The organism is Haladaptatus marinus (assembly GCF_051194195.1).
This window is the reverse complement of record NZ_JBLZNK010000001.1, coordinates 292,916-317,113: the sequence shown is the minus strand read 5'-3', so window position 1 is coordinate 317,113 and position 24,198 is coordinate 292,916. Positions and strand designations below refer to the sequence as shown.

Here is a 24,198-nt window from a genome sequence, read left to right as displayed (position 1 = left end):
CTCTGTTCGGTGTCCGTGTTGGAACCGATCGCAGTCGAGCGGTTAACGAAATACTACGGCGACGTTCGCGGCGTCGAAGACCTCACGTTTGCGGTCGATCGCGGGGAAATATTCGGGTTTCTCGGGCCGAACGGGGCGGGAAAATCGACCGCGATACGAGTGCTGCTCGGCCTCCTGAAACCGACCGGTGGATCCGCGCGGGTGCTCGGCCACCTCGCTACCGAACGGAAAAACCTCGTTCATCGCCGAATCGGATACGTACCGGGCGATGCAACCGTGTACGAAAACGTCACTGGACGAGGACTGCTTGATTACTTCGCGGCGCTCTCGGGCGACGACCGAAGGGATGAACTGCTCGACCTATTCCCCATCCCCATTGACCGCAATGTGAAAACCTACTCGCGGGGGAATCGACAGAAACTCGCGCTCGTGCAGGCGTTCATGCACGACCCCGACCTCGTCATCATGGACGAACCGACGACGGGACTCGACCCACTCGCACAGAACACGCTGTACGAGTTCCTGTTGGACGAGCGCGAACGCGGCGTCACCGTCTTCTTTTCGACACACGTGCTCAGCGAGGTGCGAAAGGTGTGTGACCGTGTCGGAATCATTCGCGACGGGCGACTGGTCGCGCTGGAAAACATCGAGGAACTCCTGCGCAAGAGCGGGAAAGTCGTCCGACTCGACATCGCCGAAACGCCCGACCCCGACGAACTGCTGTTCGAGGGAGCGGTCAGTGCGACACACGACGAGGATGGCTACTACAGGTTGGTCGTGACGGGGGGTTTCGACGGTCTCGTGGACGTACTCGACAGATACTCGATTCGTGACATGGATGTCGAAGAGACGTCACTGGAAGACGTGTTCATCGAATTCTACGGGGGTGGCTGATATCGTGCGTTTCCGAGGTGGCCGATGTTCGAGATAACAAACTTCGAAACCAGTCGGCGAGTGCGAGGAACGTTGTTGCTGTCGGCGGCGCTCGTCGTTTTCATTGTGCTCATCATCGCCCTATTTCCGTCGATAGAACAGACGGGCATCGACTTCGACGCGTACATCGAAAGCCTTCCGCCGGAGGCACGACGGGCCTTCATCGGCGACGTGACTACCATCACGACCATCGACGGCTATCTGGTCTCGCAGTTCTATCAACTCGCGTGGCTTCTCGCCCTCGGAATCTACTATGCCTACGCCACCGGGTCGAGCATCGCGGGGGAGATCGAAGACGGGACGCTCGAACTCGTGTTGGCTCATCCGGTCAGTCGGACGCGACTCGTCGTCGGAAAGTATCTCGCGCTCGTTCCGAGTATGCTCATCGTCAACGCGCTCTGTTTTCTCGCGGTGTACATCGGCGTCGTCTCCATCGGCGAGTTCATCGACACCGAAGACTTACTCGCCCTCCATGCCTTTTCTGTCGTCTACTTTCTCGCGTGCGCGAGTTTGGGCATGCTCGCATCGGTTCGGTTCGACACGGCACGCCGCGCCCAGACGGTCGCTGTCGGCGCGATATTCGGAATGTTCCTCGTCGATACGCTCACCTTCGACACCGATTACGACTGGATCGGCGATATCGCCTTCACGCGCTACTTTGATTTGGGAGAAATCCTGACCGACGGCGAAGTCGCGCTCGGCGACTTCGCCGTGCTCACCATCTCGGCAGTCGTTTTGCTCGTCGTCAGCGCGGAACTGTTCGAACGGCGAGATGTGTAAGACAGGTCGAACCGGAACCGCAACGAGGCCAACGGCGACAGATAATCAACCCTGCTAATCAAACCGATTTGACAATGGCGTTCGTCGAACCGTTCGATGAGATGGACACGACCCATCGAATCGTCACTCGACAGTCGTCCGATGTCAAAGATTGGGACGAAACGGGACAACTCACCGTCGAGAATCGAGTCGTCGATAGCGTACTGGGGTATGGTGATGCGATTCATTTGTCAGTAAACGCAGGCAAGTTCGACAGGACTGAAACGAAGTTAGAGCGGGTCGACGAATCGAGGAAGATATTTGCGGGCAGTAAGCCGGAGTACCGTGCTGTCCTTCCACGAGACGGTGATATCGTCCGGTCGGCGCTCGCAGTCACTCCCGGAAACACCGACGAATGGAGCAACCGCCTATTCACCCTCAACGAATTTGCCATCATTTCCGAGGACGATCGGTTGTACAGATCCGTCCCCCACCACGGTCACATCCGAGAAGTCGATGCGAGCGGTCGGATTTCGCACCGTTCGAATTCGAACGGCTTCGGCGAGTTCGTCCCCTCTCGGAACGAATGATTCTCGATTTGACGTGGGAGTCACCATCCGAAGACTCGCGATTGAATCGCATCTTCCGACGAATTCTTCGACCACAGTCGGTGGCACCCCCGACAGGAATCGGATTTCCGGAACGTGAGGTGATGGATGAACTGTTACAAGAACTCAACGAGTTGAAGATGGAACTCGGATATCGGTTCACGATTGACGAATGACTGTGGTGGCAACCAGTATCCAGACTCCCCGAACGATAGTGCAAACGGCAGGTCGGATTCGACCTACCGCTGTCGAAGCCACCATCCTATCCCAAGCAGCAGAACAGCAACCGCGATTGCGACCGAAATCACCGACGAACCGACGCCCGGTTCGCGTCGAACATCGACCGCGACTGCATACGGTCCTGCCTCCCGGGACTCACCGTTCGGCGTCTCGTAGGAGATGACGACAGCAACCGGATGGCGTTTCGGAATCGCTTCGCCGCCGACCGTCAACTGGAACGCGGCAGTTGCCGACGAGTTGGGTGCGAGCACACCGATGTACGTGCTGTCGTCGTCGCTCGAAAGGGGGTCGGAAACTAGCAGTCGTGCCGTCACGTTCGAGAGTCGCTGGCCGGCGGTATTCGTCACGTTCACTCGGAGCGTGTCGCTGGAATCGACTGCAAACGTCGCGTTCGTGGCGTTTACGGAGAACGGTTCCCGGCGGGGTTCGACGCGAACCGGCACCGAAATCGGGTCGCTCGCCAGTCGGTTCCCGGTCGCACCGCGATAGGTAATCCTGAAAACGAACTCGCGTGGGCCGGGGTTCGTCGCGTTCGTCGCGTCCACGTCGAATCGAAAATCGCGCGAGTCGTTTCGTGGAACGGTGCCGATGGGATACTTCGTCTCTTCCGGAACCAACCTCGTTCCGTTCGATTGCAGGACGACGACGGCGTTTTCGGCGCGCTGGCCGGTGTTAATGACCCTGCCGGAAATCGCACCTTCGTCACCGACTCGGACGGTACTCGTCACGTTTCGGATTGCAAACGTCGGTTGTCCGCGCGGACGGACGCCGATGAACAGCGGTTCGGAGCGTTGTCGAACCCCGTTTTTATCCTCGTAGGTCACTCGAACCTGTGCCGTGATGTTGCGAGAGAGTGCATCACGTCCGACGCGAATCGGAAACCGGACGTACTTCGTGTCCTTTCGAATCCACTCCCCGACGGTGTTCTGGGCAGTCGTCGCGTTGCCGCCGAATTGGAGTTCCGGGTCAGTCGAGGTGACGGCGACGGCCGCATCGAATGCGTCTGCCGTCCCCGAGTTTCGAATGGCGAGTCTGAGCGTTCCCGAATCTCCAGCACTGACGTTCGCCGAGGCGTTGACGACACGGAACCGTGCTTTCTGTTGGACTCGAACGATAACGTACCTGAGCACGGACGCGCTGGCTTCGTCGGCGACGGTTCCGTTATCGACGTTCGAGACAGAACTCGTGTAATCGTAGCTGATGCGAACCGGAATCCGGTAGAATCCTGGGTCTGCATCCTCGGCGACGGTGAGTCGAATCGGGACTGACTGCTGTCGGCCTGGGGGGAGCGTTCCGAGCGGAACGTTCCCTGTTTGCACTCGAATCGGTGCCCCTCCGCGGCGAATCTCGACCGACACGCCGTGTGCGGTCTGGACGCGCGTTTCGAGTTGGGCAGGGCCACCGCTGGCCACGCTGCCGTCGTTTGCCACGATGAGCTGGAGCTGTGTCGTCTCGCCGGGAGAGATTCGTGCATCCGCTGTAGACACCGTGACATCGGGTGAACCGGCAACCTGCTGTGCGACACCGCTCCCCGACAGTGCTGAGCAAACGACGAAAACGGTGAGTAGCCCTCGAACTCCCGCGCACCCCCCAATGCGCATACGGGTGGTAGGATACTGTCTGACAAATGGGTGGCGATGAATCACCCGAGGAAACGGCGGCCTACCACGTGATGATGTTGCTTTCTAAATCACGGGGGAAGTAGGTCAGCATTTCCGTGCCGTCTTCCGTGATTGCGACCGTGTCGGAGTGACGATAGCCGTATGTGTCGGTGTACAGCCCCGGTTCGATGGTGTACACGTGGCCGGGTTCCATTTCGGCGTCACCCTCGTCCACGTGGTCGCCCCACCCGCGGTCGATGTACGGCGGTTCGTGGCCCCCCATGCCGATGTTGTGGCCGACGTGGTGCTGTGCGAGGTCGGTGACACCCTGCTCCTCGAAGTAGTCCCACACCTGTTGGTCGACGTAAGACAGGGGCACGCCTGGCCCGAGCGCGTCGATTGCGATGGTCTGAGATTCTAGCATCAACTCGAAGTAGTGTTCCTGTTCGTCGGTCGGTTCGCCGACGAACATCGTCCGCTCCAGTTCGGAAAAGTAGCCATCGATGTTCGCGGCGGCACCCGTGACGAGCACGTCGCCTTCTTCGATTCGGCGGTTCGCGGTGTGGCCGTGCGGAAGGGCGGTTTGTGGCCCGGAGATGTAGCCTGCGTAGGCCGGGCCGTCGCCTCGCGTGCGCGGAGCGTATTCGTCGCCAAGCGTGTCGAGCATCGCGCGGGATGCATCCGTCGAAGCCTGCTGGCTAACGGTCGCCGGGTGTACACCGGGTTCGGTGTAGTCGGCGAGGTACTGATGGGCGAGGTTCCCCCACTTTGCCGACTCACGGATAAGGTCGATTTCGGCGTCGGTTTTCGCCCACCGCATTCTGCTCACCCATCCCTGGGATTCGACTTCGACGAACTCCGAGAGTGCGGGACCGTCGTAGCCCATCACGCCCGGTGCGCCGTCCGCATCTGCGGCGACCGTCTCCGCATCGAGTCCGGAAAGCATCTCGACGGCGACCTGAATCGGCCTGCCACCAGGATAGTCGAAGTAGTGATGAACCGTGTCGATTCGTTGATTCGGTTGGACGCGCTCGACTTCGAGTCGCGGCACCGTAATTTCGATTCGCTCGTCCGTGACTGCCAGCACGACCGGCCGTTCGGTCTGAATGTGGTCGAAACCGGTGAGATATTCGATGCTCGTCGCGCCGAACCAAACACCGGCGTCGGCATCCTGTTCACGTATCTTGTCGCGTACCTCGTCGAGCCGGTGGTCGAACTCGGAATCGGGAAGTCGTGTGCTCATGCCAGTCGGTTCACAGGTGCGAAGTAAAAGCGTTCACGTGCCGGAAACCTGCTCCAAACCCACCGTCACAGCCGAAACGCGTCCTTGTCCGCCGAGAATGGGAAGCCTACTCGAATTTCGGAAGCTATTCTTTACTGTCCGGAGGGCGTTTTTCCGTCGAATGACAGCACCCGACCTATTGGTGCAAACCGGGTCGGCGATGCCGGAACTCACGGTAGAGATGGTCGTCGTCTTCGCCATCGCAGTGGCGACTTTCGTGCTGTTCGCGACGGAGGCCTTTCCCCCGGATGTCACGGCGCTCATCGTCATGGTCGCGCTTATCGTCCTCGGCCCGTGGACGGGTATCTCGCCGGAGGAGGGAATTTCGGGATTCGCAAACGACGCGACGATTACGGTGTTGGCGATGCTCATCTTGAGCGCGGGCGTCAGTCAAACCGGTGCGGTGCAGGAACTCGGCGAACGGATGGCATCGTTCGCGGGCGACGACGAGCGAAAGCAATTGGGGGCGACGCTTGCGTTCGCCGGTATTCCCTCCGGCGTGCTCAACAACACGCCCATCGTCGCCATGCTCATCCCCGTCGTCTCCGACCTCGCAAACCGAGGTAACACGTCGCCTTCGAAACTGCTCATCCCGTTGTCTTACGCCTCGATGGTCGGCGGAATGCTTACGCTCATCGGCACGTCAACCAACCTCATCGCCAGCAGCGTCACCGCACGTCTCGCGGGGGAGTACCCGACTCTTCATCGGTTTTCGATGTTCGAGTTCACCGAACTCGGCGTCATCGTCTTTATTGTCGGCACGGTCTACATCATGACGATCGGACGGCGACTCATCCCGGAACGACTCAGCCCCGAGGAGGATATCCTCGAAGAGTACGAGTTGACGCCGTACCTGACGGAAGTCGTCGTGGACGCTGATTCGGCGTTCGTCGGTCGAACTGTCGAGCACACATTGGCTGAAATCGACCTCGACGTGGATGTCTTCCAACTGGTTCGGGAAGAAGGGACGTTCATGGAACCGTTCGCCGGAAATACGATCCGCCCCGATGACATCCTCGTCGTTCGCGCCGACTTCAGCACGCTCCGCGAGCTCATGATAACTGAGGGGTTGTCGCTCGTCGCATTCTCGCAAGTGTCGGAAGAAGAGCTCGGCCCGGAGCAGGAGGGACAGAACCTCGTCGAACTCGTCATCCCCTCGTGGTCGTCGCTCGTCACCGAAACGCTCGAAAGCACGACCTTTCGTGAACGCTACGACGCCAACGTTCTTGCAATTCGACGGGGGTCGGAACTCGTCCGTGAGCGGATGGATCAGACACCGATACGTCGGGGGGACACCCTGCTAGTACAGGCGACCCGAGAAACCATCAACCGCCTGGCGATGGACAGGGATTTCGTCGTCGCGCAAGTGCCCGACGAACCCGACTACCGCCGCTCGAAAATCCCGGTTGCTATCGCCATCATTCTCGGCGTCGTCGGCCTCGCCGCGCTGGGAATTTTCGACATCCTTACCACTTCGCTCGCGGGCGTCGTCGCCATGATTCTGACGGGTATCGTGAAACCCAACGAACTCTACGATTCGGTCGAATGGGACGTTATCTTCCTCCTCGCTGGACTCATCCCGCTCGGAATCGCGTTCGAGGGAACCGGCGCGGCGGACCTCGTCGGTGCGGTGGTGGCGATGAGTGCTGACTTCCTCCCCGCAATCGGCGTCCTCTGGCTGTTTTACGTCATCACGACGCTCGTCACCGCAGTCGTCAGTAACAGCGCGAGCGTTATTTTGATGATTCCCGTCGCCGTCGAGGCGGCAACCCGCGTCGGCGGCGATCCGTTCGCGTTCGTTCTCGCGGTGACGTTCGCTTCCAGCGCCGATTTTATGACGCCCATCGGCTATCAGACGAACCTGCTCGTCTACGGGCCGGGCGGGTACAAATTCACGGACTACTTCCGCGTGGGCGCGCCGCTCCAGATGATTTTGTCGATAGCGACCGTACTGGGAATCGCACTGATTTGGGGGGTCAGGGTGTAATACACGATGTATTTGCAACACAGCCAGTACCGAAAAATGCAGTTCGAATGGCTTCGAGCTCGAAAATTGCTGTTTACGGGCGAGAGGAGTAGTACAATCACACACCTGTGGTTGCTCCGTGGCTGTACGACTCGCGAGTACGAATCGGCTCGGTTCGTTTCTCCTTACGATTCGGACTCACTCGCTTAGTCTCACTCGCTCCGCTCGTTCGACGGACGTTACGAACAGTACATCGCCCTCTCCGATTTGAACATTGTGTAAACGTTTGGGCGTGTGGCCCTTCGAGCCATTCCGTATCTGCGACTCACAATCTTAAATCCGTCCGGTCGGCCGTTTCACTGCTCACGTTGTTCGCAAGTAAAAGTCCGCCCTCCCCGATTTGAACGGGGGGCAAGTCGATCTACAGTCGACTGCTCTACCAGTCTGAGCTAAGGGCGGGCACGCACTTCCACCTAATTCGGTTACGGACTTAAGAATTATTATTCGCGGCCGCGTGTCGGACACACGGAAAGGTTCAAGTATGATAGACCGTGTGTATCGGGATACAGACGTATTCAGGTGGCCAACATGAGCAAAATTACATTTCGCGCGGACGACGACCTCGTCAAGCAACTCGAATCGCTTGACGCCTCCAAGAGCGAGGTCATGCGCGAAGCACTTCGCAACTATCTCGACGGTCACAATGAATCGCCAGACAATAACGACGGAAGCCTCGATGCAGTCGTCGAAGAGCGCGTTGACGACCTCATCGATCGGCGACTCGGTTCTCGTCGCGGCGAGAGCGCGCGCGACATCAACGTGAACGTCACCGTCGAAGGAACCGGTGACGTCCAAGCGCGAGAGGAACCTCCCGCAGCGAATGAAACGGTGGTGGATCGGTCGCGTCAGACGACCGCCGACACACCTCAGAAAGAGAACACGTGCGGCCAGTGTGGAGAGTCAGTGGATTCGGGTCACGTCTACTGTCCGAACTGCGGCGAGAAGGCGACACACCGCGTGTTCTGTGATTGTGGCGACGAACTCCGATCCGACTGGGCGTTCTGTCCGGGCTGTGGTCGTCGAACGCCGTCGGCAGACGTTTTGGATTCGTCGTAAAACGATTGTTTTACGCCCGCCGTTAGATATATATACTGTGCCTTTGTGGATACTTTCACGTAAGACGATTGTCTTACGCCACGAACTAAACGGTCGAATTATCGCGTTTCGGCCACCGAAATGGCGTAAGACGGGAATTACAAAACACCGCGTGTCGTCTTACCAAACAAGGGGAATCCAACTATGGAGCGCGTGACACTACGAATCCCAAAACAGCAAATCGAAGAAGTCGAACAGATGGTCGAAACTGGCGAGTTTCCGAACCGAAGCGAAGCGATTCGAGCAGCAGTTCGCGACATGCTCAACGAGCAAGACGGAAGCGGAACCGAGACCACGAACAAGCGCACCTGGGCGAAGGTGTGAACGATGCAGGATATCGTTCAAGACGCACTGGAGAACGCAGAAAGCGAACAGCGTGAGATGGACGCCGTCGCGACTGGCGACGAGTTCGGTGACCCTCGAATCGTCATCGTCGGCTGTGGTGGCGCGGGGAACAACACCATCAACCGCCTGTATAACATCGGCGTCGATGGTGCTGACACGGTCGCCATCAACACGGACAAACAGCACCTGAAGATGGTCGAAGCCGACACGAAGATCCTCGTCGGCAAATCGCTCACCTCCGGTCTCGGCGCTGGCGGCGACCCCTCGATGGGCGAGCGCGCCACCGAGATGGCACAGGGGACGGTCAAAGAAGTGCTCGGTGACGCCGACCTCGTCTTCGTGACCGCAGGCATGGGTGGCGGAACCGGAACCGGTGCGGCACCGGTCGTCTCGAAAATCGCCAAAGAACAGGGCGCAATCGTCGTAGGCATGGTCTCGACGCCGTTCAACGTCGAACGTGCACGCACGGTGAAAGCCGAGGAAGGACTGGAAAAGCTTCGCAACGAAGCGGATTCCATCATCGTCCTCGACAACAACCGCCTGCTCGACTACGTCCCGAATCTCCCGATTGGCAAGGCGTTCTCGGTGATGGACCAAATCATCGCCGAAACAGTCAAGGGTATCTCGGAGACAATCACCCAACCGAGCCTCATCAATCTCGACTACGCCGACATGACCTCCATCATGAATCAGGGCGGCGTCGCGGTGATGCTCGTCGGTGAGACGCAAGATAAGAACAAAACCGAGGAAGTGGTACGCGACGCGATGAACCATCCACTTCTCGACGTGGACTACCGCGGAGCATCCGGCGGGCTCGTCCACATCACGGGCGGCCCGGATCTCACGCTCAAAGAGGCAGAGGGTATCGCGGCCAACATCACCGAACGCCTCGAAGCGAGCGCCAACGTCATCTGGGGTGCACGGATTCAGGAGAACTACAAGAGCAAAGTCCGAGTCATGGCAATCATGACTGGCGTCAAAAGCGCACAAGTGCTCGGCCCATCGACACAGAAACAGGCCGACCGCTCCCGCCAGAAGATGCGCGACGTAGATGCACAGTCCTACGATGCCAGCAACAACGTCGATAGCGTTCAAAACCGAACCTTTGGCACCCAGAGCGACGGTGGCAGGGACGAAGTCGAGAAGAACAACGGTCTCGACGTTATCCGATAATTCGCAAACTCTCGTTTCTCTCTTTCGTTGACCGGCGAATCCCTATTCTAGCGCGAGCAGGTGGTAATTCCGTTCTGCGGTCTGTGCGATGACGTAGAGCGTTCCGTCGTTCAACACCGGGCCGGGTCCAACGCGGCCGTGAAACGATTTTTCGAATCGTTTCGCCGGGCCGGTTCCCGGAATCTGAAACGAAGGTATCGGGTCGAAAGCGTAGAACTTGTTGCCACCGACGAATAGCGTATCACGACCGAGTGCTGGCGCCGTCCACCGCCAACTGCCAGTGTCGTGCTTCCACGACCGTTCGCCGTCCTCGGGGTCGATAGCGTGCAATCCCCCCGTGCCGGTCGCGTAGAGATGGGTTTTCACTCCCAACCCTCCGTTCGCCCATCCCGTCCGCACTTTCCAGTCGATGTTGAAACGGGGCGCGCTATCGAGTGTGATTCCGTACGTCTTCCCATCCAGGCAGTTGACGTAGATGCCGTCGGTGTCCACTGTGGGTGACGTCTGCGGTCGCGAAGGAAGGTTCCACTCTCCCCATCCGGTTCCATCATCGTCGAAGAGGTACAGTTTCCCGGCCGCCGTAACGGGGGCGACGAGCATCCCGGTGTAGATCGGCGGCGACCCGAGAACGGTACCGAATAGCCGACGCGACCATCCGACTTCACCCGTGACCGAATCGAGTCCGTAGATTCGCTCACCAACAGGTACGTAGAGCCTGTTCATGTTCATCGACGGGGTTCGAACGCGACTGTCTCCGTCAAACGTTTTCTTCCACCGCGTCTCGTCCGTTTCGGCATCCAGCGCGAGCACTCCATCGCCATTGCTCGCAAAGACGGTTCCACCACGAACGATGGGTGTTGCACTCACGTCGGCACCCGGCTCATCGTCCTTTCGCCACAGTTCGGTTCCGTCAGTCGCATCGTAGACGACGAATGAGGACGGAGTGGGAACGAAGACCCGGCCATCGGCGACGAACGGTTCCCGATACGTCGTTTGTGGAACCTCGACTCGCCACCGCTATGTGACACCATCGACCGGAGCCCGTCCGTCGGCGACTGCGCGCGTGTTGCTGGCGTTACAGCCGAAACTCGACCACTCACCGTCCGCGCCGTAAATATGTCTATCGGGGTCCGTCGATTGGTTCGACCCCGGTTCGGGCGGATCGTCGGCGGTGGCAGTACACCCAGCGAACGCCGTAACCGCACCGAGCGCGAGGAACCGTCGTCTAGAAAGCATATATTCGGCGTTGGTGTTCGTCGTAATAAGTTTTCTTTACTGTCGGGGAAGCTACAATAGCCCAGGGTTTCAGCCGCTACCACGAAAAATGACCGGTTTTTCACAATAGTATGACGCATATGGACGAGTTCGACCCGGTACAGTGGACGGATATCGACCGCGCCTTCGACCGGACGTTCTACGACTGTCCCGAGGCGTTCGAAACCCACCGTGACGAGTTCAATGTCGGATGGTGGAGCGGGATGAAACGCGTGTACGACAGTTGGAAGACGGAGTACAAACGCGACGGAGACCCCGACCAAGGGGCAGCCTTCCTCCTCTCGTATTTTGCCGAGCGGGACGAAGTCGCCACGACACCGGGCGGAGAATCGGTCGGATTGCTCGACCGACGACCCGACGAGAATACGCTACAAACGTGGTTTTGGGGCGAGAAACGGACGATGTGGGCGATAGCGATCCGAACTGGTACTCACTTCGAACTGGTCAAATACTGGCTTCGAGAGAACCAGATTCCGCTCCAGTGGCGAAACTTCGGCGAGGAATCGAAAGCGAGACTTCGGCAGTTCGGCTACACTGCGTGAATCGATTCCACGAGCGCGCATTTCCGACAGATGTCGCGGGTCGTGGATGCACCGCAGCGTTCACATTCGTTGATCTCACGTGCACCTTCCCCAGCGCCGAACTCGTCCGCGGCAACCGCGGCGAGTTCTTCGTATCCGGCCATGATGGAGTGGCGTGTTCCGGGGTGATTCTCTTCCAGCGAAAGCATTAGCTCTTGAATTTCAGCGCGATATGCCTCGCTGGAGTGTGGACATTCGGTGATGTGTGCGGGCAGATTTTCTAACTGTGCGTACAGCGCGACTTCCTTTTCGGGAACGTCTCGAAGCGGTTTTGCACGGGGCACAAACGAATCTTGGTCGCTTCTCGTCGGTGAGGCGTCTTCGTCCGACCCGCCTCGTGCGTCTTCCGCGAACGTTCCGAGACTCGCATCGAAATGTTTAGCGATTTGGGCAACGTCGCCTTCGAGGAAGTTCATCAGCGCGGTTTCGGCTTCGTCGTCCAGATTATGCCCCGTAAGCAGTTTATCAGCCTCGTACTCCTCGGCATACTTCGAAAGCAAGTCCCGGCGGAACACACCGCAGTAGGCACAGGCGGCCATACTTTCGGGGTCTTTTTCGACGACATCGTCCATCCGAACGTCGAACTCGTCCTCGTAGGTGACAACTTCGTGGCGGATGTCGAGGTCGTCGGTGAGTTCGAGGCAGGCGTCCAAGCTCGCATCACGGTAGCCCTCGATACCTTCGTGAATCGTCAGCGCAACGAGTTCGACCCGTGGGTCGTTGGCGAACGTGTCGTGGAGAATCTGCGTGAGGACGACGCTGTCTTTGCCGCCCGAGAGCCCGATGAGCCACGTCTGTGGCTCATCGGGCGTGGCGGACGAGGGAAGGAGATTGTCGTCACGAACCCGTCGCCGAAGGCGCTTTTCGACCGACCGACAGAAGTGGTCTTCGCACAGGTGAAGGCCGGAGTAGGCCGCGTGCATCACCGCCTCTCGGTCGCACTTGTCGCAGTCCATTACGTGTCGTTTTCGTCGCGGGCCGTTTCACGGTTTCGCTCCGAAGTAAATCAAATATCGCTATACTAAATCGGAGAATAGCAATTATCTTGACTAGATGAACATCTGCTTAGAGCCGTCATATTCCTCATATAGTGGTTTTCCATAATTTTATGAAATTATTCTGATTATTATTTCCATTTCTCCCTCTGGTGCTGCAACGGTCGGGCTGACCACCGCTCGAACACCGTAACTGGTCGAATTGGGATCGTAAGCGGTTCATAACGGCGATTACAGGGATGGTCTACGACTGGTTGGGAACTGCCAATGGACTGCCAGTAAACGACGATTACGAGCGGCTTAACAGACGAATAATAAACCTAATACTCATCGTGTATTGATTCATGATTCAAATTTTCGATTAAACGAGGTGAACTTTCTCAAATTAACTGGCGTCACCCTTGGTCTAACTAGATTTTCGGGAACCGTTACGTCCGACACGGGTGAAATTTCGACCCAAGGATGGACGACGTTTCACCACGACGCCGGAAAGACAGGTTACAATCCCGTCGGAGATGGCCCTGGTACCGGAGCGTGGATAGCGTGGAGCGAACAGGTCAGCGACCGGCGGGTGTATGCGCTATCAGCGGACGATGGAACCGAGCTTCGACGGTTCGAAACCGGCGGCGAAGTCGAACACGTCGCAGTCGATGAATGTGAGACGGGTGATGCAGTGTATGCATCGAGTGATGCAGTGTACGCGTTCCGGTAACGGATAGCGGCGTCATCGATACATCTCATAGTCGCAGTTCCAGCGGACTTATCCACACCAAACTCGAATCGAGAACCGATGGAGCGAAGCGCGGCAATCGAGCGCGTTGAGGAACTGGTTCAGACGGTCGAGAACGACACCATGCCCGTTCCCATCCGCGAGATCTGGGTGTACGGCGACGTGGCGCTCGGTCTCGACCCTATCGACCGCCTCGACGTGTACGTGACGAAGGACATCCTGCTCCGTGGAGATGACACCGACCGCGAAGCCGAGTTCGTGGACACGCACGGAGTGAAGGGCATCGGAAAAACGGTTCGTGCGGCGTGGGCCGACGAGCATCCCGACCTGGTTCGGACGAACGACAACGGCTACGCTGCCCCCGAAAAATGTCTCGCAGCGCATCTTCTGCCCGAAGACGAACCGGTTCACCTCGAAGTCTGTAATTCGAGTTTCGAGGACAATGTCACCCAGCGATTGCGGGGTGCGATGGCTCGCGACGCCTACGAGCAAATTCTCGACCCGCGAGGCGTCTGTCTCTGGGTCGATGGCCAGCGAAGCACGGAGGCGTTCCGAAAACTGCGCGAGAGCGAATTCGCCTTCCCGACGCTTCCCGCCGCGCTGGAGATGCTCGGAATGGACGAAGAGAAAACTGAGGTGGCTGCCGAGGCGGTCGAATCCTATCGACGGCGACAGGACGGCGCGACGGTTCGCGGTGACGTGGTGTAATCGTCTTCGGCCTTGGAATCGATTTGCGAACAGGCGGTACTCTGCGTTCGCGCGGGGGTGTACCGCACAACTTCCTCGACCACCCACGCGACCGTTTTCAGGTCACGCTGAGGTTGGTCGCGTTTCGATATTTGATCTTTCGTGAATTCGTGTACCTTCAGTCCTCGAACCCATCTTCGAAGCGGAACGTCCCGTTTCGCTGGACGACTTTCCCATCGACTTCGATGAACGAATCCTCGCTCATATCGACGATCATGTCCAGATGGGTCGCGCTCTCGTTGTACGGTTGCCCCTCCGGAACCGTCTGACGGATGGCCTTACCGATTGCGAGGTGGATGGTATCGCCCATCTTCTCGTCGAAAAGCATGTTGTAGGTGAACCGGTCGATATCGCGGTTCATCCCGATGCCGAGTTCACCGAGTCGGCGCGCACCCTCATCCGTGTCGAGAACGCCGGTAAGGGCGGTTTCGTTCTTCTCGGCGCTGTGTTCGACCACTGTGCCGCCTTCGAATCGAAGCCACGCGCCTTCGATTTCCCGACCCTGATGGACGAGTGGTTTGTCGAACAACACTTCCCCTTCGACCGAATTTGGCACTGGTGCGGTGAACACCTCGCCGCCGGGCAGATTCTTCTCGCCGTAATCGTTGATGGTCTTCATTCCATCGACGCTCATTTGCAGGTCGGTGGTGTCGCCGGAGACGAGACGAACCTCGTCGGCAGGGTCGAGGATTTCGACCATCTGTCGTTGGAACTCGCGCTGTTCGTCCCAGTCTTTGTTCACCGCACCGTAGACGAACTCCTCGTATGCGTCGGTGCTCATCTCGGCCAGTTGTGCCTCGCCGGGTGCCGGGAACTGCGTCCCGACCCAGCGTTTTCCCATTCGTTCTTTTTGCACGGGGGCGGTGGCAGTCCTGTACGCCGCGATTTTTTCGGGCGGCACGTCGCTCATCTCCGCCGTGTTTTCGGCTCCCTTGATGATGATGACGGCGTCGGTTTCCTCCATTTCCGCGAGCGACTGCTCTGGGAGCTCGAAATCGTCCGTTTCGCACGCCCGGAAAAATGCGCGGTCGGCCCGCGAACTTCGCATCGAAAGCGAGGGTTTTGCGCCGCGTTCGCCGAGTTTTTCGTAGATAGCGACGGCGAGGTCTTCGGCTATCGTCGGCGCGGCAACTCGAACCGTATCCCCTTTTTCGATGCGTACCGAATGGTCGACGATGACCTCTGCATGCTCGCGGATTCGTGAGTCCATACCGTAGCATGAACAGTCGTCGTGCTAACTGCTTTTGGATTGGATACGGTTTTCCCAACTCCGGCGGTTCGTTCGATTATCCAACTCAGACCCGCCCAGTCGTCACGTAAAACGGAACGACCTCGGCCCGCTGATACTCCCCTTCCTGTATCTGTTCGATGGCCGACCGACCCATTTCGCGCCACTCCGCGCGCAACCGCTCGTACTCGTCGGAGGAAAGCGACTCTAGTAACGTTTGCCGTCGTTCCCCCAGTGCGTCCGCAGTCGCTTTCTTCTTGGCGGATTCGAGGTCGCGCGCCAAATACGGCGGCGCGACCGTCTTCGCGTGATGATGTTTTCGGGTCGAAACGTCCGAGAGGCCGACCTCATCGAACACGTTTCGCGTTCCATCTCCGCCGAGCGCAACGTTCGTGTCCACCCCCTCCACGTATGCTTTTCGGGCGCGGCGGGAGAGGTCGCTTTCCGCGGAAACGGTTGATTCGACCGACACGGCCGAGTTGTCGGGTTCAATGGCCGAGACGAGGTCGGACGAAACGCGGGCGAACTCCCGCACTGCACGCTCCGGGTTGGGTAGATTGATGAGCAGCGCTTGACAGACGACGAGGTCGAAACTGTCGTCCGGAAACGGAAGACGGTGGGCGTCACCCGCAACGACCGAAACGTGTTCCCGCGCGACCGACAACAGCCGCGGATCTGCATCCGTACCGACGACTTCACCCGGTGTCTCCTCCGCGAGAACACGGGCGAGTTCGCCCGTCCCGCAGCCGACATCCAGCACGCGCTGGCGGGAGTCGAATTCGAGGTCGGACAGCGCCTCGCGCGATTCCCACATCCCTTCTCGGGTGCGTTCCAGATAGTCGGCTGAGAACTCTCGCACACTGATTCCTCAGTTCGATTTCGGATGGGAACGGCAAAAACGGGACGGTCTGCGATGCGGCCGTTCAGTCAGGGACAATCCCGTGGTCTTACCGAGATACCAAGGTTGATAGCCGAAAGCGAACCTACGATGAGACAGTGGCATCATCACGTGCGGATTTCCTCTCCGGAGTTCGAGTCTCCCTCCCGATTATTCTCGGGGTCGTCCCGTTCGGGATGGTCGCAGGGGTTGCCGCGGTAAGCGCCGGGATTCCCGTCGTTCAAGCGCTCGCCATGTCCGTCGTCATCTTCGCCGGGGCGTCACAACTCGCCGCGGCCGACCTCATCGGACGAAGCGCGCCCGCCGTTGTCGTCGTGCTGACGGTTCTCATCATCAATCTCAGAATGATGATGTACAGCGCGTCCATCGCGCCGTACTTCAGGAAACAATCGGCGCGATGGAAGGCGGGACTAGCGTACCTTCTCACCGACCAGGCCTACGCCGTCTCGCTGATTAGGTTCGAACAGGACGAGACGACGAGCCGGCGGTGGTACTATCTCGGCATCGGCGTCCCGCTCTGGGTGTCGTGGCAGATCGCGACCATCGCCGGAATCCTCCTCGGCACCAGCGTCCCGTCAGGGTGGCATCTCGATTTCGCGGTTCCGCTCGTCTTCCTCGCGGTGCTCGTGCCGAGCGTTACCGACCGCGCGACCACGGTTGCGGCAGTCGTCGGCGGGACGACTGCCGTCGCCGCCGACGGACTGCCATTCAATCTCGGACTGGTAACTGCCGCAATCGTCGGGATTCTCGCCGGGCTGCTGGTCGAGGAGGTGGTCTGAATGCCGCAGACGAACTTCGGTTCGGAGATGCTGTGGCTCATCATCATCGCCGCAGGCCTCGGAACCTACGTGATTCGACTGTCGTTCATCGCCTTTTTCGGGCGACTTGACGACATTCCCGAACGCGTCGAGCAGGCGCTTCGGTTCGTTCCCGCGGCGGTGCTTTCCGCGCTGGTCGTCCCACAGTTCGTTTACGCCGACGGTGCCGTCTCGCTCTCGCCGGACAACCTCCGACTGTTCGCGGGAGGACTGGCGATACTCGTCGCATGGAAAACCGAAGATATTCTGGCGACGCTGGCCGCAGGAATGGGGGCGCTGTGGCTGCTGAATTTCCTGTTCCCCTGAAAACCGTGTTGTCGGCGATTACTGGCCTTGCATCGACCGTCGAATCGTCATCACGATTGCGATGACGATACAGACACCTGCAACGACTGCGACGACGGGATTGCCCGTGGAATCGAACCGCCAGTCGAAGACGGTGAAGCCGACGAAGCCGACGACGAACGCCAGGAAACCGACGAGTTGGAGGGCTCGGGATTGGGAACGCATAGTTGTTAGTTGCTCGTGTGACTATAAAAATGTTAGTCTACTGGTGTATCGAGTGTGTTCGTCACCTACTACTCCTCGCGCAGTTCTTTCACGTGCTCGATGTTCCACGCGAAGCCTTTGCCGTTCTCAGTCGGCGTTTCGAGGACGAGCGGCACGTCTTCCAGTTCGGGGTGGTTGATGAGCGTCTTCATTCCTTCCTCGCCGATGAGGCCCTTACCGATGTGGGCGTGTTCGTCCTTGTTCGTCCCGCATTCGTGTTTCGAGTCGTTCAGGTGGATACATTGCAGATGTTCCAATCCGACGACTTCGTCGAACTTCTCGATGGTTTCCTCGACGCCCTTGCGGGTTGAGAGGTCGTAGCCCGCCGCGAAGGCGTGGGCCGTGTCGATACAGACATCCAGGTCTTGGTTCGATTCCGAGAGCACCTCCGCAAGGTGTTCGAAATCGCCGCCGAGTTTCGTCCCGCTTCCGGCGTCGCTTTCGATGAGCACCGTCACGCCGTCCGGAATGTCCAGTTCGTCGAGTGCGCTCGCGGCGTTTTCCAGTCCGCCTTCGACACCCGCGCCGGTGTGTGCGCCGAGGTGGACGTTCACGTACTCGACGCCGAGTTTGTCGGCGGCATCGACTTCCTTCTGCATGCTGTCGATGGATTTCGCGCGAAGGTCGTCCTTCGGCGTACAGAGGTTGACGAGATACGAGGAGTGGATGACCCACGGGCCGTCGAGTTTCCCCGCGGTTTCTCGCTTGAACAGGTCGGCCTCCTCGTCACTGATGTCCGGGTCTTTCCACACCTGCGGCGAGGTCGTGAATATTTGCCCGCAGTTGCCGCCGAACGTGACCTGTCGGGGGACTGCGTTGGCGATGTTTCCGTGCGGTGGTTTCGACTCGTCGCTCGAAACCTTCGAACTGGAGATGGATACGTGTGCTCCGACTCGCATATTCGCTGACTAGTAATTCGGGGGTCAAATGTACTTCGAAGCGTCTCCGAACGCTTATGTCGGCCGCATGTGAGAATCGCGTATGTCCGATTCAGGTGGCCTATCGGTCGGGGATATGGCACCCAAGTTTAGCGCCCCACTCGTCACCAGCGACGGAGCAGTCGAGGACACACCGCTTTCGTCACTCCTCGCAGACAGTCCAGTATTGTTGTCGTTTTACACGAACGATTTTGGCCCCGACTGCATCGATGAGTGGTGTTTGTTCCGTGATTACGACTGGTTCGCCAGCGGCGACCACGTGCAGGTCGTCGGAATCAGCAAGTCCCGGCCGAAAACTCATCGTCGGTTCATCAACCATCTCGACTTGCAGTTTCCACTTTACACCGGACACGAATCTGGAAATCGCCGATTCATAAGGCGTCAAATATCGAACGTTCAAAGTCGTCAGTCGAGCGAAACGGTCGTGTTTCCTCATCGACCAATACCGACGATACGATACATCTGGGTCGGCGATCATCCGATAGACCCGACGATGGACACGCCACCACTGTCCGAGATTCACGACGCAATCGAGGACGCGTTCGGTTCCGAGCCGGAGACGTTCGGGTTTTGAATCGGTAGAAACAGACCGAATCAGGCAGTCGGGTCGTCGTGCCGCTTCGTCCACTCATCGCTTTCGAACTTGATTCGTGCGTGCTCACGTGCGCGAGAGAGTTCGTCGTCCGTCCACTCACCTTCATCCGCATCGCCCCAGTCGCCGAGCGCGGATTCGACGACCGTGACGGCATCTTTGCGAGAGAGACTGACCTGTTCGTTTATCGTCGTCACGCGTTCGTGGAACGTCTCCGGCGTCGTCTCTGGATTTGAAAACGTCGAGAGATGGCGCTCGGCGTCGAGCGCGAATTTCAACGACCCGTGTTGGATGACCGCGTCTTTCCGTCTGTATTGTGCGTTGCCGCTGATTTTTCGCCCCCTCGCCACCACATCGTGTGCCGGGTGGAGTTCGCGGAGATAGCACGCCGGTTGGTGGATAACGGGGAGTTTCTCGTCGGTGAATTTTGCATCGATACCCATGCGCTGGAAGGCGTCGAAGATGGGGTCACAGAGCAGTTCGTAGGTTTCCATCAGGCTCCCCGGCAGTTCGTCGGCGGGCGCGATGATGGAATAGGAGATGTCGCCATAGTTGTCGTGATAGATTCCCCCGCCACCCGTCGGTCGTCGGGTAACAGTGATGTTCTCGCTCTCGCAGAACTCCCAATCGACCGTCTTGGGTTCCTGTCGGTAGCCGAGCGAGAGCGTGCTCGGCTCCCAGCGGTACACGCGAAGGGTTCTCGACCCGCCCGCTGCCGCGGTTTCCGCCGCGATTTCGTCCAGCGCCATGTTCAGCGGGCCGTCCCATGACTCCTCTCGAATCAGCCGCCAGTCCCTATCCGCCAGCGTCATACTTCGGCGTTGGGAGGGGTCGGGCAAAGCGATTGCGGACGAGATTAGGATGGTATGATAAACAATTCGACAGGAAATTCCAGCCGCAGGAATCCTCAACGTGGTTCGAATGGTTCGAATTCCTCGAGATTTGACAGCCATTTGCCACCGTCTCGTCAATTTCGGGCGTGACTTCCGATTCCCAATCCGGGTTGCTCCACCACGTCGAACTGTACGCCTCGGATTTCGACACGTCGGCCTCGTTCTGGGGATGGCTACTCGGTGAACTCGGCTACGACGTCTACCAGGACTGGGACGGCGGTCGGTCATGGAAACGAGGCCCAACCTATATCGTCCTCGTGCAAGCCGATGAGACGTATCTGGACGAACCGTACCATCGCTGTCGGCCGGGCCTGAACCATCTCGCGTTTCACGCCAAATCTCGTGAGCAAGTGAACGAACTGACCGCGGAACTTCGGGAGCGGGACGCGCCGATTCTGTACGAGGACGACCACCCGTTTGCGGGCGGCGATGACCATTACGCGGTGTATTTCGAAGACCCAGAACGGATGAAAGTCTAACTCGTCGCGCCGAAGTGAACCTACGTCTTCGAATCAGACGTTTCCAAGTCGATTATCGTTCTCGAACGAACGTCTCGATTCTGTTCATGGCCTCCCGAAGGTCGGCCATTCCGGTCGCGTAGGAGACGCGAAGGTGGCCCTCGCCGCCCTCGCCGAAGACACTTCCCGGAACGGCGGCGACACCCTGCTCCTGGAGGAGGTTTTCGGCGAAGGCCTCGTCGTCGCCGCCGCAGGCCGGGAAGGCGTAAAACGCGCCGCTGGCGTCGAAACAGTCCAGTCCCATCTCGTCGAACCGCGAGAGCACGAACCGGCGGCGGCGATTGTACTCGTCGCGCATTTCGACGACCTTGTCCTCACAGCTCTTGAGCGCCTCCAATGCGGCGTACTGAGCGGTTACGGGAGCCGAAAGCATCGAATACTGGTGGATGCGGTTCATCGCGTTGATGGTCGCTTCCGGGGCAAGGGCGTAGCCGAGCCGCAATCCGGTCATCGCGTAGGCTTTCGAAAAGCCGTTGAAGACGATGGTTCGCTCGCGCATGCCCGGAAGGGTGGCGATGGAGGTGTGGTCGCCGTCGTAGGTTAGCGCCGCGTAAATCTCGTCCGAGAGGACGAAGAGGTCGTTGTCGCGAACGAACTCGGCGACAACTTCGAGTTCCTCGCGGGACATCGTTGCGCCCGTCGGATTGTTCGGATAGCACAGTACGAGTGCCTCCGCATCCCCCGCACCGGCCGTTTCGAGTGCCTCGTGGGTCAACACGAACTCATCGTCCGCGCTCGTCGGAACCGGGAGGGGTTCGCCGCCTGCAAAGGTGACGCAGGGGACGTAAGAGATGTATGACGGTTGCGGAATCGCGACCGAGTCACCAGGGTTGACCAACGCTCGCATGGCCACGTCGAGAGCCTCGCTCGCTCCCGCGGTCACCAGGATTTCGCCGTCCGGGTCGTACTCCAAATCGTACCGTCGGACGTGACTCGCAATCGCGTTCCGCAGATCGCGTCGGCCACGATTGGCGGTGTAGGATGTTTTCCCGCGCTCCAGCGCGTCGATTGCGGCGGTGCGCGCCGACCACGGCGCGGAGAAGTCCGGTTCGCCGACTCCCAGCGAGATGATGTCGTCGCGTTCCTCCGCGAGTTCGAAGAACCGACGAATACCCGACGGTGGAACTCGTTCGACACGGTCTGCCGGTTTCATGGTGAGACGGAAAGGCGGTCGTCCTCGTCGCGGTCATCGAATTCGATGCCGCGTTTCTTGTACGTCTCCATCACGAAGTGGGTGACCGTCTGGGTCACTTCCGGAATCGGTGCGATCTGCTCCGCGACGAAGTTCGACACGTCGTGCATCGACTCGCCCTCCACGTCGAGGGCGAAATCGTAGTTGCCGCTGACCAACCGGAGCGATGCGACTTCCGGAAATTTTGCGATTCGTCGAGCGATTTGTTCGTACCCGGTTTCACGGTCGAGTTCGACGTTGAGTTCGACTTTCGCCTCCACGTGTTCGTCGGTGAGATTGCTCCAGTCAACGACTGCCTGATAGCCTCGGACGACACCCTCGGCTTCGAGGTCGGAAAGGAGCGATTCGACATCCGATTCCGAAAGTCCGGTCTGTCGAGCGAGGTCGGCAGTGTCCTCACGGGCATTCGACAGCAAGAGGGTCAGTAGTTCTCGCTTCGCGTCCATGGCTGTTGTGCGATTGTGGGGCACAAAAATCTGGCCGCACTTGACAGTCAGTTGTCCGTCCGAATCATCTGAGATAACGATGGTGCCATCAGTTCGACGACAGCTTTCGACAGACCACTTCGATGGCGGCATGTTGGTGAGTTCGCCGCCGGGCCGAGCCTGAGGTCTGAACTGTTGAAGTCAGTTGAGATAATTTCCAGGGTGAAGATGCTGAATCGCTCCGGTCGAATAGAAAGCCGGAGAACCCAGTCCGTCCCACACGAGGAGCCAGTAGTGAGTGTCAGATGTCGAGCTTCGCGGAAACAGTTATCAAAAATTCATATCGCAATATGAAGTTTACTACCTCTGTTTTCCTCTCGCAAGTGAGCGACACACACGACGGGAAAACAGCGTTTCGAGCCGCGAAACCGGCTGTCAGTGTGGTTGAGATGTCTCTACCGAGACGGCCGATTGTCCTGAGAAGACGGAATCCATGGCGCAAGCCCCTTACGCTCCCGCCGAGTAGACGGAGTCGATGGTTCGGAACGTCGCGCCCGAGATGGCCGAGTTGGAGCAAGCGGATTTTTATCTGCTCTCCGGCGTCGAACAGGGCATGCGCTTTAGCGAGTGGGTGCAGAAAGAGAAAATCCCGAACTTCTCGCGGCTGACCGCCGAAGAGGTGGATTACCGAATCGACCGCTGTCTCGACCGGGAACTGCTACAGCGCAAAACGATTCAGTACGAGGGGTACACTCTCACGTTCGAAGGGTACGACGCACTGGCGCTCCGAACGTTTTCACAACGGGATACGATTCAGGGCGTCGGCTCGCCGCTCGGCGTCGGCAAGGAAAGTGACGTGTATGAAGTGCAGTCGTTCCGGCCGCTGGCGCTCAAATACCATCGTGAGGGATACACGAACTTCCGCGAGGTAATGAAAGAGCGCGATTACACGTCCGACCGTGAGCACGTCTCGTGGCTCTATACGGCGCGGAAAGCTGCTGAGCGGGAGCACGAAGTCCTCGAAACGCTCTACCCTGACGTGAGCGTTCCCCGGCCGATCGACCACAATCGTCACGCAATCGTGATGGAGAAAGTCGATGGTGTCGAACTCGCCCGCGCGAAGTTCGAGGACGCACAGGTCGTGCCGGTATTAGATCTCGTGCTGGGTGAGATGGACGAAGCCTTCACACGCGGGTACGTCCACGCAGACATGAGTGAGTACAACGTCTTCGTCAGCAGTGAGGGCGTTACCGTGTTCGACTGGCCCCAAGCCGTCCCGACCGACCACGAAAACGCGATGGAGTTCTTGGAGCGCGATGTGCGAAACGTCGTGGGGTATTTCCGGCGGAAATACCCACGACTTGTCGGCGACGTGGATGTTCCGGGTGTCGCAAGCGCAATCGCGGACGGCGAGTTCGAATCGGTACGCGACCACTCGGATGACGGACGATAGTGTCGCGACTAGAGGATACTCCGCCAAAAAATTGTTCTTTCGTTTACAGGACGAACGACACTATCGCCAGGACGAGGAAAATAATGACCAACCACTTGGCGATATCCATCGATAATCCGGCGACGCCGCCCGCGCCGAGCACCCCCGCGATGATTGCGAGGACGAAGAACGCGATTGCGAGTTCGAGGATCGCCATCAGTGCGTCACCTCGCTGATTTCGTATCGGAGTACGAAGTTCATGAGAGAAGGTAGTTCACCGAGGCTCTTTCCGCTATGGGCTGAATTAGCAAGGTACACATATGGA

The 24,198-nt window shown here is 58.7% G+C and carries 28 protein-coding genes, 1 tRNA gene and 1 pseudogene; 16 read left to right on the top strand and 14 right to left on the bottom strand.

The features are described from left to right. Window positions 1-9 precede the first annotated feature (9 nt). The 4 genes from ACN2TU_RS01675 (at window position 10) to ACN2TU_RS01660 (ending at window position 2,476) form a co-directional block, all read left to right on the top strand. Window positions 10-894: an ABC transporter ATP-binding protein gene (locus ACN2TU_RS01675; protein WP_435152246.1), complete on the top strand. Its 885-nt coding sequence runs from the start codon at window positions 10-12 to the stop codon at window positions 892-894. Window positions 895-918: 24 nt separating this feature from the next. Further along, the gene (locus ACN2TU_RS01670; protein ID WP_435152243.1) at window positions 919-1,713 is read left to right on the top strand and encodes an ABC transporter permease subunit; all 795 of its coding nucleotides are present in this window, start codon (window positions 919-921) and stop codon (window positions 1,711-1,713) included. A gap of 74 nt (window positions 1,714-1,787) precedes the next feature. After that, window positions 1,788-2,282 carry a hypothetical protein gene (locus ACN2TU_RS01665; protein ID WP_435152240.1) on the top strand — a complete coding sequence of 165 codons (495 nt, stop codon included), beginning with the start codon at window positions 1,788-1,790 and terminating at the stop codon, window positions 2,280-2,282. After that, window positions 2,279-2,476 (top strand): hypothetical protein, encoded by a 198-nt coding sequence (locus tag ACN2TU_RS01660; RefSeq protein WP_435152237.1) that lies wholly within the window; start codon window positions 2,279-2,281, stop codon window positions 2,474-2,476. Before ACN2TU_RS01665 ends, ACN2TU_RS01660 begins: the two co-directional genes overlap by 4 nt. A gap of 63 nt (window positions 2,477-2,539) precedes the next feature. On the opposite strand, the gene ACN2TU_RS01655 is transcribed toward ACN2TU_RS01660, so the two are convergent. Continuing rightward, on the bottom strand, window positions 2,540-4,141 hold the full coding sequence (locus tag ACN2TU_RS01655; protein WP_435152234.1) for a COG1361 S-layer family protein: 1,602 nt from the start codon (window positions 4,139-4,141) through the stop codon (window positions 2,540-2,542). A gap of 61 nt (window positions 4,142-4,202) precedes the next feature. After that, window positions 4,203-5,384 (bottom strand): M24 family metallopeptidase, encoded by a 1,182-nt coding sequence (locus ACN2TU_RS01650; RefSeq protein ID WP_435152232.1) that lies wholly within the window; start codon window positions 5,382-5,384, stop codon window positions 4,203-4,205. 160 nt (window positions 5,385-5,544) lie between these two features. Here ACN2TU_RS01650 and ACN2TU_RS01645 point away from each other — a divergent pair, with 160 nt between their 5' ends. Continuing rightward, window positions 5,545-7,410, top strand: coding sequence for an SLC13 family permease (locus ACN2TU_RS01645; protein ID WP_435152230.1), 1,866 nt, complete (start codon window positions 5,545-5,547; stop codon window positions 7,408-7,410). Between the two features lie 364 nt (window positions 7,411-7,774). On the opposite strand, the gene ACN2TU_RS01640 is transcribed toward ACN2TU_RS01645, so the two are convergent. Further along, window positions 7,775-7,848: transfer RNA gene (locus tag ACN2TU_RS01640), tRNA-Tyr, on the bottom strand. A gap of 129 nt (window positions 7,849-7,977) precedes the next feature. Between ACN2TU_RS01640 and ACN2TU_RS01635 the strand changes: the two genes are divergently transcribed. The 3 genes from ACN2TU_RS01635 (at window position 7,978) to ftsZ (ending at window position 10,062) form a co-directional block, all read left to right on the top strand. After that, the gene (locus ACN2TU_RS01635) at window positions 7,978-8,505 is read left to right on the top strand and encodes a double zinc ribbon domain-containing protein (protein WP_435152227.1); all 528 of its coding nucleotides are present in this window, start codon (window positions 7,978-7,980) and stop codon (window positions 8,503-8,505) included. A 183-nt stretch (window positions 8,506-8,688) separates the two neighbouring features. After that, on the top strand, window positions 8,689-8,868 hold the full coding sequence (locus ACN2TU_RS01630; RefSeq protein WP_435152224.1) for a ribbon-helix-helix domain-containing protein: 180 nt from the start codon (window positions 8,689-8,691) through the stop codon (window positions 8,866-8,868). A gap of 3 nt (window positions 8,869-8,871) precedes the next feature. After that, entirely contained in the window at window positions 8,872-10,062 is a 1,191-nt protein-coding gene (ftsZ, locus tag ACN2TU_RS01625; protein WP_435152222.1) for a cell division protein FtsZ, read from the top strand. 42 nt (window positions 10,063-10,104) lie between these two features. On the opposite strand, the pseudogene ACN2TU_RS26930 reads toward ftsZ, so the two are convergent. Together ACN2TU_RS26930 and ACN2TU_RS01610 are read right to left on the bottom strand one after the other, a co-directional pair. After that, window positions 10,105-11,067, bottom strand: a pseudogene (locus tag ACN2TU_RS26930) (PQQ-binding-like beta-propeller repeat protein); the annotation flags it as partial. Between the two features lie 12 nt (window positions 11,068-11,079). Continuing rightward, window positions 11,080-11,298: a hypothetical protein gene (locus tag ACN2TU_RS01610; protein WP_435152219.1), complete on the bottom strand. Its 219-nt coding sequence runs from the start codon at window positions 11,296-11,298 to the stop codon at window positions 11,080-11,082. 119 nt (window positions 11,299-11,417) lie between these two features. Here ACN2TU_RS01610 and ACN2TU_RS01605 point away from each other — a divergent pair, with 119 nt between their 5' ends. Then, the gene (locus tag ACN2TU_RS01605; RefSeq protein ID WP_435152216.1) at window positions 11,418-11,879 is read left to right on the top strand and encodes a hypothetical protein; all 462 of its coding nucleotides are present in this window, start codon (window positions 11,418-11,420) and stop codon (window positions 11,877-11,879) included. On the opposite strand, the gene ncsA is transcribed toward ACN2TU_RS01605, so the two are convergent. Continuing rightward, window positions 11,867-12,874, bottom strand: a complete 1,008-nt coding sequence (gene ncsA / locus ACN2TU_RS01600) for a tRNA 2-thiolation protein NcsA (protein ID WP_435152214.1) — start codon at window positions 12,872-12,874, stop codon at window positions 11,867-11,869. The genes ACN2TU_RS01605 and ncsA overlap by 13 nt on opposite strands. A 409-nt stretch (window positions 12,875-13,283) precedes the next feature. Between ncsA and ACN2TU_RS01595 the strand changes: the two genes are divergently transcribed. Both ACN2TU_RS01595 and ACN2TU_RS01590 read left to right on the top strand, forming a co-directional pair. Then, entirely contained in the window at window positions 13,284-13,625 is a 342-nt protein-coding gene (locus ACN2TU_RS01595) for a hypothetical protein (protein ID WP_435152211.1), read from the top strand. 78 nt (window positions 13,626-13,703) lie between these two features. Beyond that, window positions 13,704-14,351: a DUF7095 family protein gene (locus ACN2TU_RS01590; protein WP_435152208.1), complete on the top strand. Its 648-nt coding sequence runs from the start codon at window positions 13,704-13,706 to the stop codon at window positions 14,349-14,351. Window positions 14,352-14,508: 157 nt separating this feature from the next. Here the strand turns inward: ACN2TU_RS01590 and ACN2TU_RS01585 are convergent, their stop codons facing one another. Beyond that, window positions 14,509-15,600, bottom strand: a complete 1,092-nt coding sequence (locus ACN2TU_RS01585; RefSeq protein WP_435152205.1) for an aminopeptidase — start codon at window positions 15,598-15,600, stop codon at window positions 14,509-14,511. Between the two features lie 85 nt (window positions 15,601-15,685). Beyond that, the gene (locus ACN2TU_RS01580; protein WP_435152202.1) at window positions 15,686-16,477 is read right to left on the bottom strand and encodes a class I SAM-dependent methyltransferase; all 792 of its coding nucleotides are present in this window, start codon (window positions 16,475-16,477) and stop codon (window positions 15,686-15,688) included. Between the two features lie 137 nt (window positions 16,478-16,614). Between ACN2TU_RS01580 and ACN2TU_RS01575 the strand changes: the two genes are divergently transcribed. Both ACN2TU_RS01575 and ACN2TU_RS01570 read left to right on the top strand, forming a co-directional pair. Then, complete coding sequence (locus tag ACN2TU_RS01575) at window positions 16,615-17,295, top strand: AzlC family ABC transporter permease (protein WP_435152200.1); 681 nt, start codon at window positions 16,615-16,617, stop codon at window positions 17,293-17,295. Continuing rightward, on the top strand, window positions 17,296-17,640 hold the full coding sequence (locus ACN2TU_RS01570; protein ID WP_435152197.1) for an AzlD domain-containing protein: 345 nt from the start codon (window positions 17,296-17,298) through the stop codon (window positions 17,638-17,640). It abuts the gene before it with no gap. An 18-nt stretch (window positions 17,641-17,658) separates the two neighbouring features. Here ACN2TU_RS01570 and ACN2TU_RS01565 read toward each other — a convergent pair whose 3' ends face one another. Next, window positions 17,659-17,844: a hypothetical protein gene (locus ACN2TU_RS01565; RefSeq protein ID WP_435152195.1), complete on the bottom strand. Its 186-nt coding sequence runs from the start codon at window positions 17,842-17,844 to the stop codon at window positions 17,659-17,661. A 68-nt stretch (window positions 17,845-17,912) separates the two neighbouring features. Further along, on the bottom strand, window positions 17,913-18,782 hold the full coding sequence (locus tag ACN2TU_RS01560; RefSeq protein ID WP_435152193.1) for a deoxyribonuclease IV: 870 nt from the start codon (window positions 18,780-18,782) through the stop codon (window positions 17,913-17,915). An 82-nt stretch (window positions 18,783-18,864) separates the two neighbouring features. Between ACN2TU_RS01560 and ACN2TU_RS01555 the strand changes: the two genes are divergently transcribed. Further along, entirely contained in the window at window positions 18,865-19,395 is a 531-nt protein-coding gene (locus ACN2TU_RS01555) for a redoxin domain-containing protein (RefSeq protein WP_435152190.1), read from the top strand. Between the two features lie 20 nt (window positions 19,396-19,415). On the opposite strand, the gene ACN2TU_RS01550 is transcribed toward ACN2TU_RS01555, so the two are convergent. After that, a complete protein-coding gene (locus ACN2TU_RS01550; protein WP_435152188.1) occupies window positions 19,416-20,225 on the bottom strand; it encodes a lipoate--protein ligase family protein in 810 nt (269 codons plus the stop codon). Window positions 20,226-20,392: 167 nt separating this feature from the next. Between ACN2TU_RS01550 and ACN2TU_RS01545 the strand changes: the two genes are divergently transcribed. Next, the gene (locus ACN2TU_RS01545; RefSeq protein ID WP_435152185.1) at window positions 20,393-20,785 is read left to right on the top strand and encodes a VOC family protein; all 393 of its coding nucleotides are present in this window, start codon (window positions 20,393-20,395) and stop codon (window positions 20,783-20,785) included. 52 nt (window positions 20,786-20,837) lie between these two features. Here the strand turns inward: ACN2TU_RS01545 and ACN2TU_RS01540 are convergent, their stop codons facing one another. Both ACN2TU_RS01540 and ACN2TU_RS01535 read right to left on the bottom strand, forming a co-directional pair. Then, a complete protein-coding gene (locus ACN2TU_RS01540; protein ID WP_435152182.1) occupies window positions 20,838-21,977 on the bottom strand; it encodes an aminotransferase class I/II-fold pyridoxal phosphate-dependent enzyme in 1,140 nt (379 codons plus the stop codon). Further along, entirely contained in the window at window positions 21,974-22,462 is a 489-nt protein-coding gene (locus ACN2TU_RS01535) for an Lrp/AsnC family transcriptional regulator (protein ID WP_435152180.1), read from the bottom strand. Before ACN2TU_RS01535 ends, ACN2TU_RS01540 begins: the two co-directional genes overlap by 4 nt. 514 nt (window positions 22,463-22,976) lie before the next feature. On the opposite strand from ACN2TU_RS01535, the gene ACN2TU_RS01530 reads away from it, so the two are divergent. Further along, window positions 22,977-23,894, top strand: coding sequence for a serine/threonine-protein kinase RIO2 (locus ACN2TU_RS01530; protein WP_435152177.1), 918 nt, complete (start codon window positions 22,977-22,979; stop codon window positions 23,892-23,894). A gap of 43 nt (window positions 23,895-23,937) precedes the next feature. On the opposite strand, the gene ACN2TU_RS01525 is transcribed toward ACN2TU_RS01530, so the two are convergent. Then, complete coding sequence (locus tag ACN2TU_RS01525; protein WP_435152438.1) at window positions 23,938-24,084, bottom strand: DUF1328 family protein; 147 nt, start codon at window positions 24,082-24,084, stop codon at window positions 23,938-23,940. Window positions 24,085-24,198: the final 114 nt, after the last annotated feature.